The organism is Chitinophaga eiseniae (assembly GCF_900167135.1).
In the GTDB taxonomy this organism is placed as follows: domain Bacteria; phylum Bacteroidota; class Bacteroidia; order Chitinophagales; family Chitinophagaceae; genus Chitinophaga; species Chitinophaga eiseniae.
Genome location: NZ_FUWZ01000002.1, coordinates 2,108,570 through 2,125,204, shown reverse-complemented (window position 1 = coordinate 2,125,204; position 16,635 = coordinate 2,108,570). Strand labels below are relative to the sequence as shown.

At 48.4% G+C, this 16,635-nt stretch carries 15 protein-coding genes and 1 tRNA gene; 10 read left to right on the top strand and 6 right to left on the bottom strand.

The features are described from left to right. Positions 1–48: 48 nt before the first annotated feature. Together ffh and B5D63_RS18520 are read right to left on the bottom strand one after the other, a co-directional pair. Positions 49–1,374, bottom strand: coding sequence for a signal recognition particle protein (gene ffh / locus B5D63_RS18525; RefSeq protein WP_078670221.1), 1,326 nt, complete (start codon positions 1,372–1,374; stop codon positions 49–51). 398 nt (positions 1,375–1,772) lie between these two features. After that, positions 1,773–2,639 (bottom strand): sigma-70 family RNA polymerase sigma factor, encoded by an 867-nt coding sequence (locus B5D63_RS18520; RefSeq protein WP_078670220.1) that lies wholly within the window; start codon positions 2,637–2,639, stop codon positions 1,773–1,775. Between the two features lie 364 nt (positions 2,640–3,003). Between B5D63_RS18520 and B5D63_RS18515 the strand changes: the two genes are divergently transcribed. Next, entirely contained in the window at positions 3,004–3,384 is a 381-nt protein-coding gene (locus tag B5D63_RS18515; protein WP_078670219.1) for an START-like domain-containing protein, read from the top strand. Here the strand turns inward: B5D63_RS18515 and B5D63_RS18510 are convergent, their stop codons facing one another. After that, positions 3,385–3,999 (bottom strand): hypothetical protein, encoded by a 615-nt coding sequence (locus tag B5D63_RS18510; RefSeq protein ID WP_078670218.1) that lies wholly within the window; start codon positions 3,997–3,999, stop codon positions 3,385–3,387. 259 nt (positions 4,000–4,258) lie between these two features. On the opposite strand from B5D63_RS18510, the gene B5D63_RS18505 reads away from it, so the two are divergent. The 3 genes from B5D63_RS18505 (at position 4,259) to B5D63_RS18495 (ending at position 8,128) form a co-directional block, all read left to right on the top strand. Continuing rightward, a complete protein-coding gene (locus B5D63_RS18505; protein ID WP_078670217.1) occupies positions 4,259–5,716 on the top strand; it encodes an LptF/LptG family permease in 1,458 nt (485 codons plus the stop codon). An 11-nt stretch (positions 5,717–5,727) separates the two neighbouring features. Continuing rightward, positions 5,728–6,399, top strand: coding sequence for a phosphatase PAP2 family protein (locus B5D63_RS18500; RefSeq protein ID WP_078670216.1), 672 nt, complete (start codon positions 5,728–5,730; stop codon positions 6,397–6,399). A gap of 106 nt (positions 6,400–6,505) precedes the next feature. After that, positions 6,506–8,128, top strand: coding sequence for an ArnT family glycosyltransferase (locus B5D63_RS18495; protein ID WP_078670215.1), 1,623 nt, complete (start codon positions 6,506–6,508; stop codon positions 8,126–8,128). 183 nt (positions 8,129–8,311) lie between these two features. Here B5D63_RS18495 and B5D63_RS18490 read toward each other — a convergent pair whose 3' ends face one another. Then, on the bottom strand, positions 8,312–9,037 hold the full coding sequence (locus B5D63_RS18490) for a superoxide dismutase (protein WP_078670214.1): 726 nt from the start codon (positions 9,035–9,037) through the stop codon (positions 8,312–8,314). Positions 9,038–9,534: 497 nt separating this feature from the next. Between B5D63_RS18490 and B5D63_RS18480 the strand changes: the two genes are divergently transcribed. From B5D63_RS18480 to B5D63_RS18455, 6 genes are all read left to right on the top strand, one after another. After that, the gene (locus B5D63_RS18480) at positions 9,535–10,257 is read left to right on the top strand and encodes a hypothetical protein (protein WP_078670212.1); all 723 of its coding nucleotides are present in this window, start codon (positions 9,535–9,537) and stop codon (positions 10,255–10,257) included. A gap of 17 nt (positions 10,258–10,274) precedes the next feature. Then, positions 10,275–11,393 carry a ThiF family adenylyltransferase gene (locus tag B5D63_RS18475; RefSeq protein ID WP_078670211.1) on the top strand — a complete coding sequence of 373 codons (1,119 nt, stop codon included), beginning with the start codon at positions 10,275–10,277 and terminating at the stop codon, positions 11,391–11,393. Positions 11,394–11,406: 13 nt separating this feature from the next. Then, positions 11,407–13,581 carry a sensor histidine kinase gene (locus B5D63_RS18470; RefSeq protein WP_078670210.1) on the top strand — a complete coding sequence of 725 codons (2,175 nt, stop codon included), beginning with the start codon at positions 11,407–11,409 and terminating at the stop codon, positions 13,579–13,581. Between the two features lie 15 nt (positions 13,582–13,596). Next, entirely contained in the window at positions 13,597–14,694 is a 1,098-nt protein-coding gene (locus B5D63_RS18465; protein WP_078670209.1) for a sensor histidine kinase, read from the top strand. After that, a complete protein-coding gene (locus B5D63_RS18460) occupies positions 14,678–15,097 on the top strand; it encodes a response regulator (RefSeq protein ID WP_078670208.1) in 420 nt (139 codons plus the stop codon). The genes B5D63_RS18465 and B5D63_RS18460 overlap by 17 nt, the downstream gene beginning before the upstream one ends. A 55-nt stretch (positions 15,098–15,152) precedes the next feature. Further along, a tRNA-Ala gene (locus B5D63_RS18455) sits at positions 15,153–15,225 on the top strand. Between the two features lie 70 nt (positions 15,226–15,295). Here the strand turns inward: B5D63_RS18455 and B5D63_RS18450 are convergent. Together B5D63_RS18450 and B5D63_RS18445 are read right to left on the bottom strand one after the other, a co-directional pair. Beyond that, on the bottom strand, positions 15,296–15,655 hold the full coding sequence (locus tag B5D63_RS18450; RefSeq protein ID WP_235021573.1) for a hypothetical protein: 360 nt from the start codon (positions 15,653–15,655) through the stop codon (positions 15,296–15,298). A 90-nt stretch (positions 15,656–15,745) separates the two neighbouring features. Next, the gene (locus tag B5D63_RS18445; protein ID WP_143312962.1) at positions 15,746–16,579 is read right to left on the bottom strand and encodes a terpene synthase family protein; all 834 of its coding nucleotides are present in this window, start codon (positions 16,577–16,579) and stop codon (positions 15,746–15,748) included. Positions 16,580–16,635 lie beyond the last annotated feature (56 nt).

Below are 16,635 nucleotides of genomic sequence, written 5' to 3'. Positions count from 1 at the left end.
AACCTTCTAATTGGTATTTGCAAAAAAAAATTTGCGAAGCGAAATATTTTATTTCACCAGTCCTCTCAGACCCTTGCCACCAGCGCCAAACTTGTTCATCATTTTCATCATCTGCCGCATCTGTTCGAACTGTTTCATGAACTGGTTCACGTCCTGGATATTTTTACCGCTGCCTTTGGCGATGCGTTTGCGGCGGCTGCCGTCGATAAGGTCGGGATTACCGCGTTCATCGGGCGTCATGGAGTTGATCATGGCTTCGATGCCTTTGAAGGCGTCGTCGCTGATATCGAGGTCCTTTACGGCTTTGCCCACGCCGGGGATCATGCCCATCAGGTCCTTCAGGTTACCCATTTTCTTGATCTGCTGGAGCTGTTCCCGGAAATCGTCGAAATCGAACTGGTTCTGGCGGATTTTTTTCTCCAGTTTTTTAGCCTGCTCTTCGTTGAACTGGGCCTGTGCACGTTCCACGAGGGTGGTGATATCACCCATGCCAAGGATACGCTGCGCCATACGCTCCGGATAGAACACGTCGAGGGTGTCCATCTTTTCGCCCATGCTCACGAATTTGATCGGCTTGGTCACGGTGTAACGGATGGTCAGGGCCGCACCGCCGCGGGTATCACCGTCGAGTTTGGTGAGCACCACGCCGGTAAAGTCCAGCCGGTCGTTAAACGCCTTGGCGGTGTTCACCGCATCCTGGCCGGTCATGGAGTCTACCACGAACAGGACTTCCTGCGGTTTCACGGCGTTTTTCACATTGGCCACCTCGGTCATCATCACCTCGTCCACGGCCAGGCGGCCGGCGGTATCGATGATGATGATGTTATTGCCATTGGCTTTGGCGTGTTTGACCGCATTCTCCGCGATCTGCACGGCATTTTTATTTTCAGGCTCGCTGTACACTTCCACCCCGATCTGCTCGCCCAGCACTTTCAGCTGGTCGATCGCCGCCGGACGGTAGATATCTGCCGCCACCAGCAAAGGGTTCTTACTCTTTTTGGTTTTGAGGAAGTTGGCCAGTTTACCGGAGAAGGTAGTTTTACCGGAACCCTGTAAACCAGCGATGAGTATGATGGAAGGAGATGTTTTGATATCAATTTCCGCTTCGGTGCCGCCCATCAGCTCGGCCAGCTCGTCTTTCACGATCTTTACCATGAGCTGTCCGGGAGAGATGGCGGTCAGCACCTTTTCCCCCATGGCTTTATCCTTTACTTTATCAGTAAATTCCTTGGCTATTTTGTAGTTCACGTCCGCATCCACCAGTGCACGGCGGATTTCCTTCACGGTACTGGCGATATTGATTTCCGAAATACGGCCTTCCCCTTTAAGCTGCTTAAACGCGGAATCTAATCTCTCTGATAATGATTCAAACATTGTTGATATTTTAAACGGACAGCAAAATTATTGTTTTTGGGTGAGAATACAGCTTTTCAATTACGAATTACGGATTACGAATTACAAATTGGAGGTTCTTTGTGAGCATGATGGCGCGGGGGCGGGTGCAGAAGGCCCTGAAAAAGCGGAGATGATGATGTAACCTCCGACAGGATATCACAGACAGGGCATCTCAGACAGGTACGACCGTGATTTACTAAGCACAGGGCATCTCAGGGCGCAAAAAAAGCGGAGACGATGGAGCTTTCCCCATGATCTCCGCTCAAAGCGTTTATTATCCAACAAATTCAATATAATTTCAATAAAAATATCTCCGCCTGGCATCAACAGGCATTTCCGGCTACATCCAGGCATTCCGGTCCGTAATCCGTAATTGCCTATCCCAGGTAATTCCGGAGCAGTTTGCTTCTGGAGGTAGTCCTGAGCTTGGTGATGGCTTTGTCTTTGATCTGGCGTACTCTTTCGCGGGTGAGGCCGAATTTCTCCCCGATATCTTCGAGTGACATGGGATGTTCCACGGCGATACCGAAGTACAGCATGATCACATCTTTCTGACGGTCTGTGAGGGTAGACAGGGACCTTTCAATTTCCCGGCGAAGGGAGTCGTGATGGTCCAGTTCCTCGTCAGCGCTGACAGCGTTTGGATTTTCGAGCACGTCCAGCAGGGAGTTGTCTTCCCCGTCGATAAACGGTGCGTCCATAGAAACGTGGCGGGCGGCTACGCCGAGGGTGGCTTCCACTTCGTCGGTGTTGATCTCGAGGATGGTGGCCAGCTCATCGGGTGACGGCTCTCTTTCAAACTCCTGTTCCAGCTGGGAATATGCCTTGCTGATCTTGTTGCTGAGGCCCACTTTATTGAGTGGCAGCCTTACGATCCTGGACTGTTCGGCCAGTGCCTGGAGGATGGACTGACGGATCCACCATACAGCGTAGGAAATGAATTTAAAACCGCGTGTTTCATCAAAACGTTGTGCAGCTTTAATTAACCCCAGGTTGCCCTCGTTGATCAGGTCGCTGAGTGACAGACCCTGGTTCTGATACTGTTTGGCAACGGATACCACAAAGCGGAGATTAGCTTTAGTCAGCTTTTCCAACGCTCTCTGATCGCCCTGCTTGATGCGGATAGCGAGGTTTACCTCTTCTTCCGGCGTAATTAAATCCACCTTCCCAATCTCCTGCAAGTACTTCTCGAGGGACTGAGATTCCCTGTTGGTAATGGATTTAGTGATTTTAAGTTGGCGCATTGACATAGAGTCGGAACAGTTACAGGTTAAGAAAAAGTTAAGATTTGATGAATGCCTGACAAAAATAACTTTTTTTAGAAGCCGACCAAAAAAAATCTGTCGTTTTTAAATCATTTCCAAATAAAATCGATTGATCTTTAAGAGCTTATTATTTTCCCGCTAAACCCGCTACCGATACGGCATCGGCTGTAATCATCACTGACAGGGCACTTACAAATAGTAAAATATTATAATATTTGTAAAATATATAAGATGTTCATACATTCTTCAGATTAATTAAAAAAAAACCGTAAATTATTTTGACAGAATAAAATATTTTCTATAATTGCAACCTGATGATATTGATTTACTAATTATTTGAGAGATGTCTAAGAAAGTGCTTTACGAGTTGGAATTCCCGGTTAGGTGCTCCCCCGGTATCCTATACGAATTCCTGTCAACCCCCGCTGGTTTGCAGGAATGGTTCGCAGACAGGGTAGACTTCAGGGACAATGTATTTTCCTTTTCCTGGAATGGCAGTTCTGAAGAAGCAGAAATTCTGGAACAGGAGGAGGACGAATTTATCCGGTTCCACTGGCTCCATGCCCCAAAGGAGGAATTCTTTGAGTTCCGCATCCAGATTTCAGAAGTCACCAATATGACCATTTTGGTCGTGAAAGACTTCGCTGACAAGAGAGAGATTAAAGACCAAAGCCAGCTTTGGGAATCCCAGGTAAAAGATCTGTTCCATCGGATAGGAAACTAATCACGGCCTTTTCACCGTCAATTCATTGAGTAGGGTCGCATAAGCCTCCACTATATCAGTAATTATTTCTCCCCAGCGTTCCAATGCAAACGGTTTCGCCAGTTTAATGAAATTTTTCCGGCCAACCAGCCTATTCCAGTCTGCTAAACTCATATCACCTATGGACCGGTAATTTCCGTTTTCAAAGTCATGTTCCCAGGGATCGTCCGGCAGGTACACCTGAAATCCGGCAGCCGCCAGTGGCCCATAGGCCGCCAGCAGCGAGGCCTCAAATTGCTTTTTGACCATCCCCGCCAGGTGCAGGGTGCAGCTGAAATAATGCCCCCACCAGAACATGCTGCGGAAAGCAAACACGTCAGTTTTACTGAAAAACCGCGGATAATCCAGTATTACCCACGGCAGTGACTTGTACTGCTCCCCTTTCGAGATCTTCGGTCCCTGCTGCAGCCATACCGGATCAAAAGGAAATCCGGAGGCTGCATCCCACGCTGCCAGCGCTTCCTGTAACTGTCCCATTAACAACATCACCTTCTCTATCGCCCTGTTTTTCAGCTCCATGACCCGCGGCGTAAATACAATGGCTGCCTCTTCTGCTGTCAGATAAAAATTTTCCATATAATTTAACGGTATTTTCAGGGATGCTTTAACACTCCTTTGTGAAATCGTACTACCTTTGCTCGCAAAGTGGCAAAGTAAGCAAAGAACGCTAAGAAATTGACATATGACGCCGGCAAGTTGACATATGACATCAACTTGCCGGTGTAAACGCAACACCCTTTCAAACCGGGTTTACCTAATAAACCTGTACGTTGGGCGCTTTTTTACATTCTTTGCTTACTTTGTCTCTTTGCGAGAAAAAAATCAGGCATTATCAGTGAAGAAACTCGATAAATTAATTATTAGAACATTCCTGGGCCCCTTCGTGGCGACCTTCTTTGTGACGCTTTTTGTACTGGTAATGCAGTTTCTCTGGAAATATGTGGATGACCTGGTAGGAAAAGGACTGGACACAATGGTGATCGTGCAGTTGATCGCCTATACCAGCGCCACGCTGGTAACACTCGCCCTCCCCCTGGCCGTACTGCTGTCGTCTATCATGACCTTCGGCAACCTCGGAGAGAGCTTTGAACTGGTAGCCCTGAAATCAGCCGGTATTTCCCTGCTGCGTTTCATCCGGCCCCTCATGGTGGTGTGCAGCATCATCGGGGTACTGGCATTCCTGTTTGCCAACTACGTCATCCCCGTAGCCAACCTGCAGGCCAAATCCCTGCTGTATGACATCACCTACTCCAAACCGGCCTTTAACATCAAGGCAGGCGTATTTTACCGCGATATCCCCGGCTATACCATCAAGGTGGCCCAGAAAGATAAAGACAACCAGACCATCCACCAGGTAATGATCTTTGATCATTCCACCGGCGGTGGTGGCGGCGACAAGATCATCCTCGCTGAAAAAGGCCAGATGGTGCTCACCGCCAACAAACGTTTCCTCTATTTCATCCTCGAAAATGGCTGGAGATACGAGGAAAAAGGCAATAACGGCTATTCCGTTCCCGGCGACATGATCCGCTTCAGCTTTAAAAAATACTCCAAGGCCTTTGATCTCAGCTCTTTCGCCTTCAACCGCCTGAATACGGACCTGTTTGCTTCCAACCAGCAGATGCTCAATATCCGCCAGCTGGACCTGGCCATCGACTCCCTGCAGAAATCCCAAAATGTTTTCGCACGGACCGTCAACGCCTACGTGACTGTACGTTTTCCCTTCTTCAAATGGAAAGATTCTGCCTGGGCGGCGACCGTTCCGCCGCTGAAAGTGAAGGATTTCGAAGAGATCGTCCCGGAAAAGAGCCGCCACAATGTGCTGGACAGGGCCGAACAGAGCGTACGGGAAACTTTAAGTTCCCTCGAAGCCCCCACCAAAGAATATTCAGACAAGCACAGCGTTATATTGATGCATAAAGTAGAATGGCAGCGTAAGTTCACCCTCGCCGCAGCCTGCGTGGTAATGTTCCTGATCGGCGCCCCGCTGGGCTCCATTATCCGTAAGGGAGGCCTGGGCACCCCGCTGGTATTTGCCGTGATCTTCTTCGTGATCTTCAATATATTTTTCATGATCGGGGAAAAGATGGCCCGCAGCGGAGTGATGTTCACCTGGTCGGGCATGTGGCTGTCAAATATCGTTCTGGTGCCGATCGCCGGCTTTTTAATTTATAAAGCCATGAATGATTCCAACTTATTCAATAAAGAATTTTATTTTCGCATATATCAAAAAGTAAAAAAGTTCTTACTAAAGTTTAGACGTAACAAGTTTAAAAAGCAACCTACAATTTAAAACCTACAGATTTGAAAACGCTGTTTACACTGTTCAGAAGGAATGCATATTTCTTTCTGCCCTTCCTGCTATGGCTCATAGTAGGGGGAGTAATGCTGGCAACCTACAGTCAACGGGAGCTGTTTCTTGGCATCAACGGGGAACACTCAACGGTTGGAGATGTGTTGGTCACCGGGATCACTTATCTCGGGGATGGTATTATGTTTAGCTTAATACTGCTGCTGATGCTGCTCATGCAGAAGTTCAGGGTATTTTTTATTGGTCTGGCAGTATTTCTGCTGGCAGTCATTGTAGTACAGGTAGCTAAACATTATTTTAATGCGCCCAGGCCCATCAGCTATTTTGGTGATGAAGCCGCCACGCTGGTACATACTGTAAAATGGATCACCGTGCATAGCAGCTGCAGTTTCCCTTCCGGGCACTCTGCAGGAGCTTTTGCCATGTTCAGTTTCCTGTCGGTATGGCTGCGCAATAAAAAGCTGGGATTGCTGTTTATTGTATTAGCGCTGACAGCAGGCTATTCCCGCATTTACCTGGCACAACACTTTTTCGCTGACGTATACGTAGGCAGCATCGTAGGGACCCTGAGCACTGTTATTGTATGCGGGTTCTTCAGGTTCCGGGACTCCGCCACTTCTCCGGAAGCATGCGCGGAAGCCATTGTAAACGCCAATGCGGCGTAAATCCCGCAATTTTTTTCAAAGGAGCAAAGTTCGCAAAGCACCTTTGCGGATTTTGCTCCTTTGCTTTTTAGCGAGCCGTAATGCTTATTTTTTATAAACCGTTATAATGAAATACCTGTTGATTGCCCTTGTGGCAGCCCTGCTATTTATACCTTTTCTGGGGGCTGTACACCTTTTTGACTGGGACGAGATAAATTTTGCAGAAGCAGCCCGCGAGATGATTGTAAGCCATAACTACAGTCAGGTACAAATCGATTTCCGGCCTTTCTGGGAAAAACCGCCCCTGTTTATCTGGATGCAGGCCGGCAGCATGCTGCTCTTTGGCGTTAATGACTTCGCGGCCCGTCTTCCGAATGCAATCATCGGTATCGCTACCCTGCTGAGCCTCTACGCCATCGGTAAAAAACTGGCAGACGAGAAAATGGGCATCTGGTGGGCCCTGGTGTATGCCGGCTCCTGGCTCCCCCACTTCTATTTTAAGTCAGGTATCATCGACCCTACCTTCAACTACTTCATTTTCCTCGCTATTTATTTTGCGTACCGGATCGCCTATAGTGAAAAGTCTTACCGCATGGCCATGCTGAGCGGCTTTTTCCTGGGTCTGGCAGTGCTCACCAAAGGACCTGTGGCCATCCTCGTGTCTATGCTCACCCTCCTGGTGTACTGGCTCTGGAATAAATTCCGTATTGGCATTAAACTGGCGCATCTGGGCCTCATTGCCCTTTTTGCGTCTATTACCACCCTGCTCTGGTTTGGTTATGAAATCATCGCCCACGGCTGGTGGTTTGTCAATGAATTTGTGGCGTACCAGGTCCGCCTGCTTACCACAGAAGATGCCGGCCACGGCGGCCCGTTCTTCTACCACTGGGTAGTACTCCTGATTGGTTGTTTTCCGGCCAGCATCTTCCTGTTTTCGTATATCCGTGGCCGGAAAAAAACCATCTACGGACAACCGGCTGCCACAGAACAGAAAGATTTTAAGGTGTGGATGTGGGTATTATTCTGGGTGGTGCTGATCCTGTTTTCCATCGTGAAAACCAAGATCGTGCACTATTCTTCCCTGTGTTATTTCCCGTTGTCTTACCTGGCGGCGTACCAGGTATATAAACTGTCCAACGGCAAACTGCGCCTGCGTGGCTGGAACATTGCCCTGCTGTGCGTGATCGGCGTAGTACTGGGTATTGCTATTGCGGCGTTGCCGCTGGTGGGCGTGTACAAAGACAAACTGATTCCGTATATCGGCGACAAATTCGCGGTGGCCAACCTGCAGGCCCAGGTATCCTGGTCTGTAGCGGAAACCGGCTACGGTATCGCCTATATTATCCTGGTGATCGTCAGCGCCGTGTTATTGTCCCGCCAGAAAATCACCAACGGGCTGCTATGCCTGTTTCTCAGTACCATCCTGATCATACAGGTGACGGTAGTGCATTTTGTGCCCAAAGTGGAGCGTTATTCACAGGGGGCGGCCATCGACTTCTTTATCTCTCTGCAGGGCAAAGATGTGTATGTAAAAGCGCTCGGCTACCATAGTTATGCGCAACATTACTATTCGCGGGAACAGCCCCATAGCAATAAAAACTATTATGATACCGACTGGCTGCTGAACGGCGCGATTGACAAGCCTGCTTACTTCATCTGCCGGATTACGGACAGCGAAGAATTCGTTCATCATCCGAACCTGGAGGTGATTGGAGAAAAGAACGGATTTGTGTTTCTGAAACGCAAATAATCACGCAAAGACGCTAAGCAGCAAAGCCGCAAAGGTTTTATGAGATAATAAGAAAGCAAAGGAGCGAAGATCAAATCGAATTGGTCTTCGCTCCTTTGCTTTCTTATCTTATTTCTTTGCGGCTTTGCTGCTTAGCGCCTTTGCGTGACGCCTCTGCTCTCTCAGGGAAGCTTTGCGTGAAATCTACGCGTTGTTGTAGCGTTTTTCCACTTCGTCCCAATTCACCACGTTCCAGAATGCATTGATATAGTCCGGCCGTTTGTTCTGGTATTTCAGGTAGTAGGCGTGCTCCCACACATCGAGCGCGAGGATGGGCGTGCCTTTTTCCTTCACGATGTTATGCATAAGCGGGTTGTCCTGGTTAGGCGTGTTGATCACGGACAGTTTTTTGCCCGGGCCAACGATCAGCCATGCCCAGCCGGAGCCAAACTGTGTTTTACCCGCGTCGTTGAATTTCTCCCGGAATTTTTCAAAGGAGCCAAAATGGGTATTGATCGCTGCTTTCAGTTTATCGGACGGGGCTGTTTTCCCGGGAGAAAGCACGGTCCAGAACAGGGAGTGGTTGTAATGGCCGCCGCCGTTGTTGCGGATGGCTTTATCCTTATCCGTCACCTTACGCAATATTTCTTCGAGCGACAGGGTAGCGAAGGCAGTGCCTTTTATGGCCTCGTTGAGATTTTTCACATAGGCGCCGTGATGTTTGTCGTGATGTATTTCCATCGTCATTTTATCGATGTAAGGTTCCAGGGCGTCATAAGCATAAGGCAGTGGTGGTACCACAAAGGGAGCCTTCGGGTCGTCGGAGCTGGTTTTCACGGAAGTAACGGGCATGGCCAGACTGCTGAGAGGGCCGCTGAGCGCCGCTACGCCAGCCAGGCTGGTCAGCTTTATGAATTCTCTTTTGTTCATATTAAAATAATTGAAATTTGTTTATAGAAATAACACAAGTACAAATCTAACTGTAAAGGGATTCAATGCAGCAAAATTTACACCAATGAAAGTGGCACTTAGCATCCTTAAAATATTTACAAATACTTATACTATTGAATACCAGTACCCGACATCGGACGTGTTTAGCATTTATTCAAAAAACGGGACTTTCTTTATGGATTATTATGGAAATAATACTATTTTACCATTACCTTCATGTGAAGATGTAGAGCTTTTTAATCTTTTTCAACAAATGGAACTATTTATCCCGGGAGAAGCTAACTGCGAGATGGAGATGCAATCCCTGCTATAATGGCCAACGATACTATGCTGCTTACACCCGCCATTGTAACAGCGTAGTGAAAAAGCGGTAGCTTTTTTGCTGACGTAATGCTTATATAAACACCGAATATTTTTTTAAGGGCCACCCGACCCTGGCTAACTAAACTAAAAAAAAATTAAAAGCATTCCCATACATGCTCAAGGTAAGAGTATTCAAGGCAATCGAATATCCCGAAGAATGTTTGCAATATATTGCAGGACATCGGAAAGTGCTGGAAGCATATGGTGTCACGAAAGTTACTTCTGCCAATGTGGATTGGATGTACGAACCTTATACTTACATTATTACCGTGAGCAATGACGACTATACCAAAACGTATGGGGGCTGCCGGATACAACTCGCCGGCGGAAGCGTTCCGCTGCCCATTGAAAGTGCCATCAACAGTATGGACCCCAGGATATACGATATTGTAAAGGAGCTGGCCGCAACGGGCGGCACGGGGGAATTCTGCGGCCTGTGGAATTCCAGGGAGGTAGCCGGCTGGGGAATTGGCAGCATTGTCCTTTTCAGGGTGGTGAACGCCGTGTTGAACCAGTTGCCCGTCACCACTTTTCTGGGTTTTTGCGCACAGACTACTTTCCGTAACAGTATTCGTACCGGGTATCAGATTATGACCAATATCGGCAACCAGGGCACCTTCTATTACCCCAAGGAAGACCTGATCGCCACTGCGCTCATACTGAACGACCCCCTGGAACTGAAGAGCGCTCACCCGGAAGACCGGGAAAGAATGATGAGTTTACGCAACAATCCGGTGCAAACGATTGTAGAAAAAGGGCCCAAGGGAGAGATGCAGGTCGACTATGATCTGAGGATCATGTCGGCAGCCACGAGCGACCTGCCGCTATCCCGGTAGCAATAAATAACTTAACAATGAACAACGTACTAGTAGATGCCATAGCAACGAGCCAACAACAATCAGCAGAACGGGAAGTAAGGTTTTTCAGGTTACAGGACCCCGCCCAGTTGGAAGCCCTTACCCAGCTAATAGCCCAACAGCCCGGTATCCGGGTCTTCGACGAAATACAGCCTCAGCTGGCGGAGCTTATCCGCCTTCAGCATCCAACAGAAAGATTATCTGAATCAGCCATTGCCGAAAAAGTAGCCGCCCACCTGGGCAACACGCCACCGGCAGCTTATGGCGTATGGGTGTATTATCCCTGGTCCGGGCGCGTAGTACATATACTCGACGAAGCCGAATTTATACAGCTGCGCACCAGCCGCAATCAGCATAAAATCACGGAGGAAGAGCGGAAAATCCTCCAAACCAAAAGAATAGGCGTCATCGGCCTCTCCGTAGGACAGTCCGTAGCCCTGGCACTCGCCATAGAAAGGCTGTGCGGAGAACTTCGTATAGCCGACTTTGACAAGCTCGATCTCAGCAATATGAACCGCATCCGGACAGGCGTTCACCATGTGGGCATCCTGAAAACCGTTTTGGTCGCCCGGGAAATTGCAGAAATCGATCCTTTTCTGCAGGTCCGCTGTTATGATAATGGTATTTCTGAAGATAATATTGACGCTTTTCTGACCGACGGGGGCCCGCTGGACATCCTGGTGGAAGAATGTGACGGCCTGGATATCAAGGTACTGGCCCGCCAGCGTGCCAGGGCCATGCACATACCGGTGGTAATGGACACCAGCGACCGGGGCATGATAGATGTAGAGCGGTTTGATCTCCAGCATGATTTACCTATATTGCATGGACGTATACCGGAAGATATCACCGCCGCCCAGATCAGAAACATGCAGGGAACGGAAAGGATGCAACTGGTAGACCGTATCGTTAATTTCAATGCCATGTCAACCAAAATGCAAGCCTCCCTCGCGGAGATCGGTAAAACTATTACCACGTGGCCCCAACTGGCTTCGGCCGTGATGCTGGGAGGCGCCGCTATCGCCCATGTGTGCCGGGAAGTGGGGCTGAACAGCGCAATAGCCTCCGGCCGTTACTACGTAGACCTGGAACAGATTTTTAATCACGATAAATGATCCGAAAAAAGCCATGCGACTTCTGATCAGACCGGCATTTTACAGGTTCGTATGTCTGTTGCTGTTAGTAACAGTCCGATGTATACCCGCCTGGGCAGATACGATTAACATCTCCCCCAACTACCCGGTCCAACTGGCCGAATACGGTCAGCTGGAATACCTGCTGGACCCGGCCGGCCATCTCTCTTTTGCTGAAGTGGAGCATTCCTCCGGCTTCCAGAAGCTGCAGAAACAGATCCCTAATTTCGGTCTCACCCAAGACGCCATCTGGCTGCGCTTTACGGTCAAAAACAATACGCAGCAGCCCGAGCTGATGTTTAATATCACTTATCCCATCCTGGACCTGATAGACCTCTACTACCCCGGGCCGGACAACCGCTATGAAGTGATTCCCGGCGGCGAGCTACGGCCTTTTAAAAAGAGACCGGTCGTTCATCAGAATTTCGTGTACAACATCAGCATTCCTAACGGCACCGCCCAAACCTTCTACGTGCGCATACAAAGCCGGGAGACCATCCTGGTACCGATCTATATCGGGACCTCCCGGGAGATATACAGTAAGCTGTACAACGACGACCTGCTGTTGTCTATCTACATCGGCATCATCCTCGTGATGATCTTCTACAATACCTTTATTTTCTTTTCTGTAAGAGACTGGAGCTATTTCTATTATATCATCTATATCGCCTGCGTAGGGCTGGCCCAAATCTGCCTTCATGGCTTCGGGTACCGCTTATTCTGGCATGAAAACCTGTATATTACCGAACAGGCTGTACTCTGGGGCGGGGCCCTCTCCGGCATTTCCGTGCTGTTGTTTGTACAGAGCTTCCTCCATGTACGGGAAAAAGCTCCCTGGGCTTACCGGATCATGACCCTCTTTGTGATTGTTTATTCCAGTACCATCGTTTTATCACTGCTGGGATATTTCTCGATCGCCTACGCGCTGATCGACTTCCTCGCCATTACCGGTGTGAGCTTCATCCTACTGTTCGCCATCATGCAAGCGGTAAAACACTCCCGCACCGCTAAAATATTCGTACTGGCATGGACAGTATTTATCCTGGCCATCATCTGTTTTGTACTGAAAGACGTGGGTATCATCCCCTATAATATCTTTACCAGCCACATTATTGTGATAGGGTCGGCGATAGAGGTCATCCTGCTGTCTTTTGCCCTGGCCGACAAGATCAACACTTTTAAAGCAGAAAAGGAAGCCTCACAGGCCATCGCCCTCGAGATCTCCAAAGAAAACGAACAACTGGTAAGAGAACAAAATATTATACTGGAAGCCAAAGTACAGGAACGCACCGAAGAACTGCAAAACAGTAACCGGGACCTGAACGTGGCGCTCACCAACCTGAAAGACACCCAGACGCGGCTGGTGGAAAAGGAAAAAATGGCGTCCCTCGGTCAGCTCACCGCCGGTATTGCCCATGAGATCAATAACCCGATCAACTTCGTCACCTCCAATATCAAACCGCTGAAACTGGACATTGCAGACCTCCAGGACCTGCTCAACCGATACGACGGGCTGGCCGGCAAAGCCGACATACAGAGCGAACTAAAGTCTATCGAACAATTTAAGCGGGAAATCGATATCGACTATATCCATGAAGAAATCTCCTCCCTGATCAAAGGCATCGAAGACGGCGCCGCCCGTACTGCTGAGATCGTAAAAGGGCTGCGTACCTTCAGCCGCCTGGATGAAAGCGATGTGAAGTCCATCGACATTCACGAAGGGCTGGATTCCACGCTGGTACTGCTACGCAACGCTATTCCGCCGAATGTGAACATCATCAAAAACTACGCGGAACTGCCTAAAGTGGAATGTTACGCCGGCAAGATCAATCAGGTGTTCATGAATATCTTCTCCAATGCCCTGAATGCGATCAAAAGCAAAAAAGAGCATCACGATGAATCCATTACCATCAGCACCCGGCAGGAAGACCAGACCGTCATTATCCGGATTAAGGATACCGGTATCGGCATGTCGGAAGAGGTGCAGCAGAAGATATTCGACCCTTTCTTCACCACCAAGGATGTGGGGGAAGGTACAGGGCTCGGACTTTCTATCGTATTCAGCATCATAGAGAAACACAGGGGTAAAATCATCGTAAATTCCACCCCCGGGGAAGGAGCGGAATTTATTATATATTTACCTCTCAACATCACGAATCATCAATCTTAACCATAAGACCCTTTAATGAAAGAAAACCGCATTAGAATATTATATATCGATGATGAGATCCATAATCTGAACGCCTTCAAGGCCAGCTTTCGCAGAAGTTATGAGATTTATACCGCTAACTCTGCACAGGAAGGCAAACAGCTGCTGAAGGAGATTATGGTCCATATCATCATAGCGGACCAGAAAATGCCTGTTTCTACCGGGGTGGAGTTTTTTAACGAAATAAAAGACACCCTTCCGGACCCAATGCGCATTTTGCTGACCGGTTATACCGATGTGGAAGATATCATTGATGCCATTAACAAGGGGCACATCTTTTCCTATATCAAGAAGCCCTGGGACGAGCATGAGCTGCACAGAACGATCAACAACGCCTATGAGATCTATTCTACCCGCAAGCAGCTCAAGGAAAAAATCGTGGAACTGGAAAAAACCAATGATGAGCTTAACCGCTTTATCTATTCCACTTCGCATGACCTTCGCTCCCCGCTGATGTCTGTATTGGGCATTATTAACCTCTCGCGGCTCGACAATTCCGTGGTAGATCCCAACGGCTATATGAACATGGTGGAATCCTGTGTGCTGAAGCTGGATGGATTTATCCAGAAAATTATCGAATATTACCGTAATTCCCGGCTGGAAGTAGAATATGAAAAGATCGACTTCAACAACCTGCTGAACGATTGCATCACCGCTTTTCAGCCACAGAACACGGCCATCCGCTTTCATACCCATGTAGACCAGGTAGCCGAATTCCGGGGCGATACGTTCCGGATCAGCGTTATTTTAAACAATCTGATTTCCAACGCTGTTAAGTACCAAAAACCGGAAGAACCAGAACCGATGGTCAATTTGTCGGTAAAAGCGGAACCGCATAAAGCTACCATTTGCATCCGGGATAACGGTATCGGCATCCTGAGCGAGCATCTGAACAACATTTTTAAAATGTTCTTTCGCTCCAAAAACAACAATAAGCCAGGAAGTGGCATTGGCCTGTATATCGTAAAAGAAGCCCTCAGCAAAATTGGCGGCACTATAAATGTAGAGTCCAAATACGGCGAGGGCACCCAATTTGAAATTACCATCCCGAACAGAAATGAATTCGATACCTGACCTGCGCGTCATATTGATAGATGACAATGAGATTGATTTATTGCTGCATGAGAAGTTGATTACCTTTCAACAAATCAGCAGAACGGTGATTTCATTCGCCAACGCCAACAAAGCCCTGGAGTTTTTATCGTCCAATATCGCCCTGCCTAAAATTCCTCCGACCATCATTCTGCTGGATATCCAGATGCCCGAAATGGATGGCTTCGAATTCCTGCAGGCGTTCGATACTTACCCCCAGAAAATCAAGTCGCAATGCCATATTGTAATGGTATCCTCCTCGCTTGATTACGGCGATATCACCCGTACCAACGCCAATCCGCTCGTCATCAAATTACTCCGCAAACCCTTACTCCTAAAGGAACTGAAGGAAACAGTAGAAGGAATTTTTAAAGATTTTGTGTAAAAAGTTGGCGGATTCAGAAAATTATCTATTTTTGCATTCCCGAAAGGGAAAATATGGGGGATTAGCTCATCTGGTAGAGCGCAAGCATGGCATGTTTGAGGTGAGCGGTTCGAGCCCGCTATCCTCCACCCAAAATATCTAAAAACCGCGCCTGGCGCGGTTTTTTCATTTATACCTTCTCCGTGGATTTTCTATCCGCTATCTACTGATACATCGCTTTTCCAACAGTGCAAGTTCTCCTACCACCACCACCTGTAACACCAGGAAAATAGCACCGAAAATAGTAGCGTCTGTGATACAGCGGACCAACAGTCCGATGCTGACCAGCGTCCAGAAAGCATTGGCATACATCAGCAGCCGTACCAAACCTGCAGCAGGACTATTCCTTGTTGCCAGCCACAAGGCAACCAGCGCATAAAGCAAAGTCACCGCCGACACCACCACTACCACCGACACCGGCAGGCCCAGAAAAGGCGACAATACAGGATATGCAGCGAGACCAATAACAGCTGTCCCGGAGCCCAGCGCAAAGTCAGCCCATAAAATTTTTTTCAGCAAAGCAGGATTTGTAACGTAACCGGACATATGATAAAGATATAACAGAGAAACAAAACGACACCCTTTATCATAACAACGTAAAGAGCCGGCTTATCCCTCTCCGATATTTAATTTTTCCAGGATATCATCGATATCATCCACCACATAACCGTCGGTATTAATGCCCTGATAGCCATACCGCTCCGAGTCATTCAGGCTCCAGTCAAGATTACCACGGACAATACCAATCAATCCGTCAATATACTGCTGCACCGCAGCGCCCCACTCCCGCCGGGAAACGCCCGCAATGATCCGTGAAAAAAGCTCCATATGCTGGTTATGCAGCCGCACCGCCTGGTTGATGGCTTCCTGCAGCGAAAACCCGAACATCTGCTGCATCAGCATGATCAGGTTATGATAATCGTTGTGGGCGAGTTCTTTTTTTACACTGAGGATATCATTTCCCACACAACCCAAACGGCCGCATAAAGTGTTCAGGGCCATAAATTCCTTACTGTCAAGGAATTTAGCCGGCAGTTTGATATTACTTACAAACAGGACCAGCGTACCCGCCAATGCAGCTCCGCCGGCAGCCGGACGCATTTTGAAATATTCATCCAGTGTAGGCCAGCGCCTCGCCGCTGCATTGCGCTGCTCCCAGGCAATACCGTTAAACAGCGACCGGATGTCTGCCGTAATCCGCTGTTGCAACGATACAGCGCTGTGCTTCACCAGCCGTTCCCACACATCTCCCAGCGCCCGGAAGAAAGGCACGGCCCCGTAGTAATGACCGTCGTGCAGCACTACCAGGAACTCTCTCAGGAAAAAATCAGAAACACCTTTATCAGCATGGTCCGCCAGATCATCGAGCCGGAAGAACAACGTAAGGAGATCGTTGGCAATAGCCAGCCGTTCTGCACTTCCTTCGTAAAACCGACAGGTCATCGCAGCAAAATTATCCTTGTCATACCTTTTATATTCATCTTCGGAAAGCAGCTTGT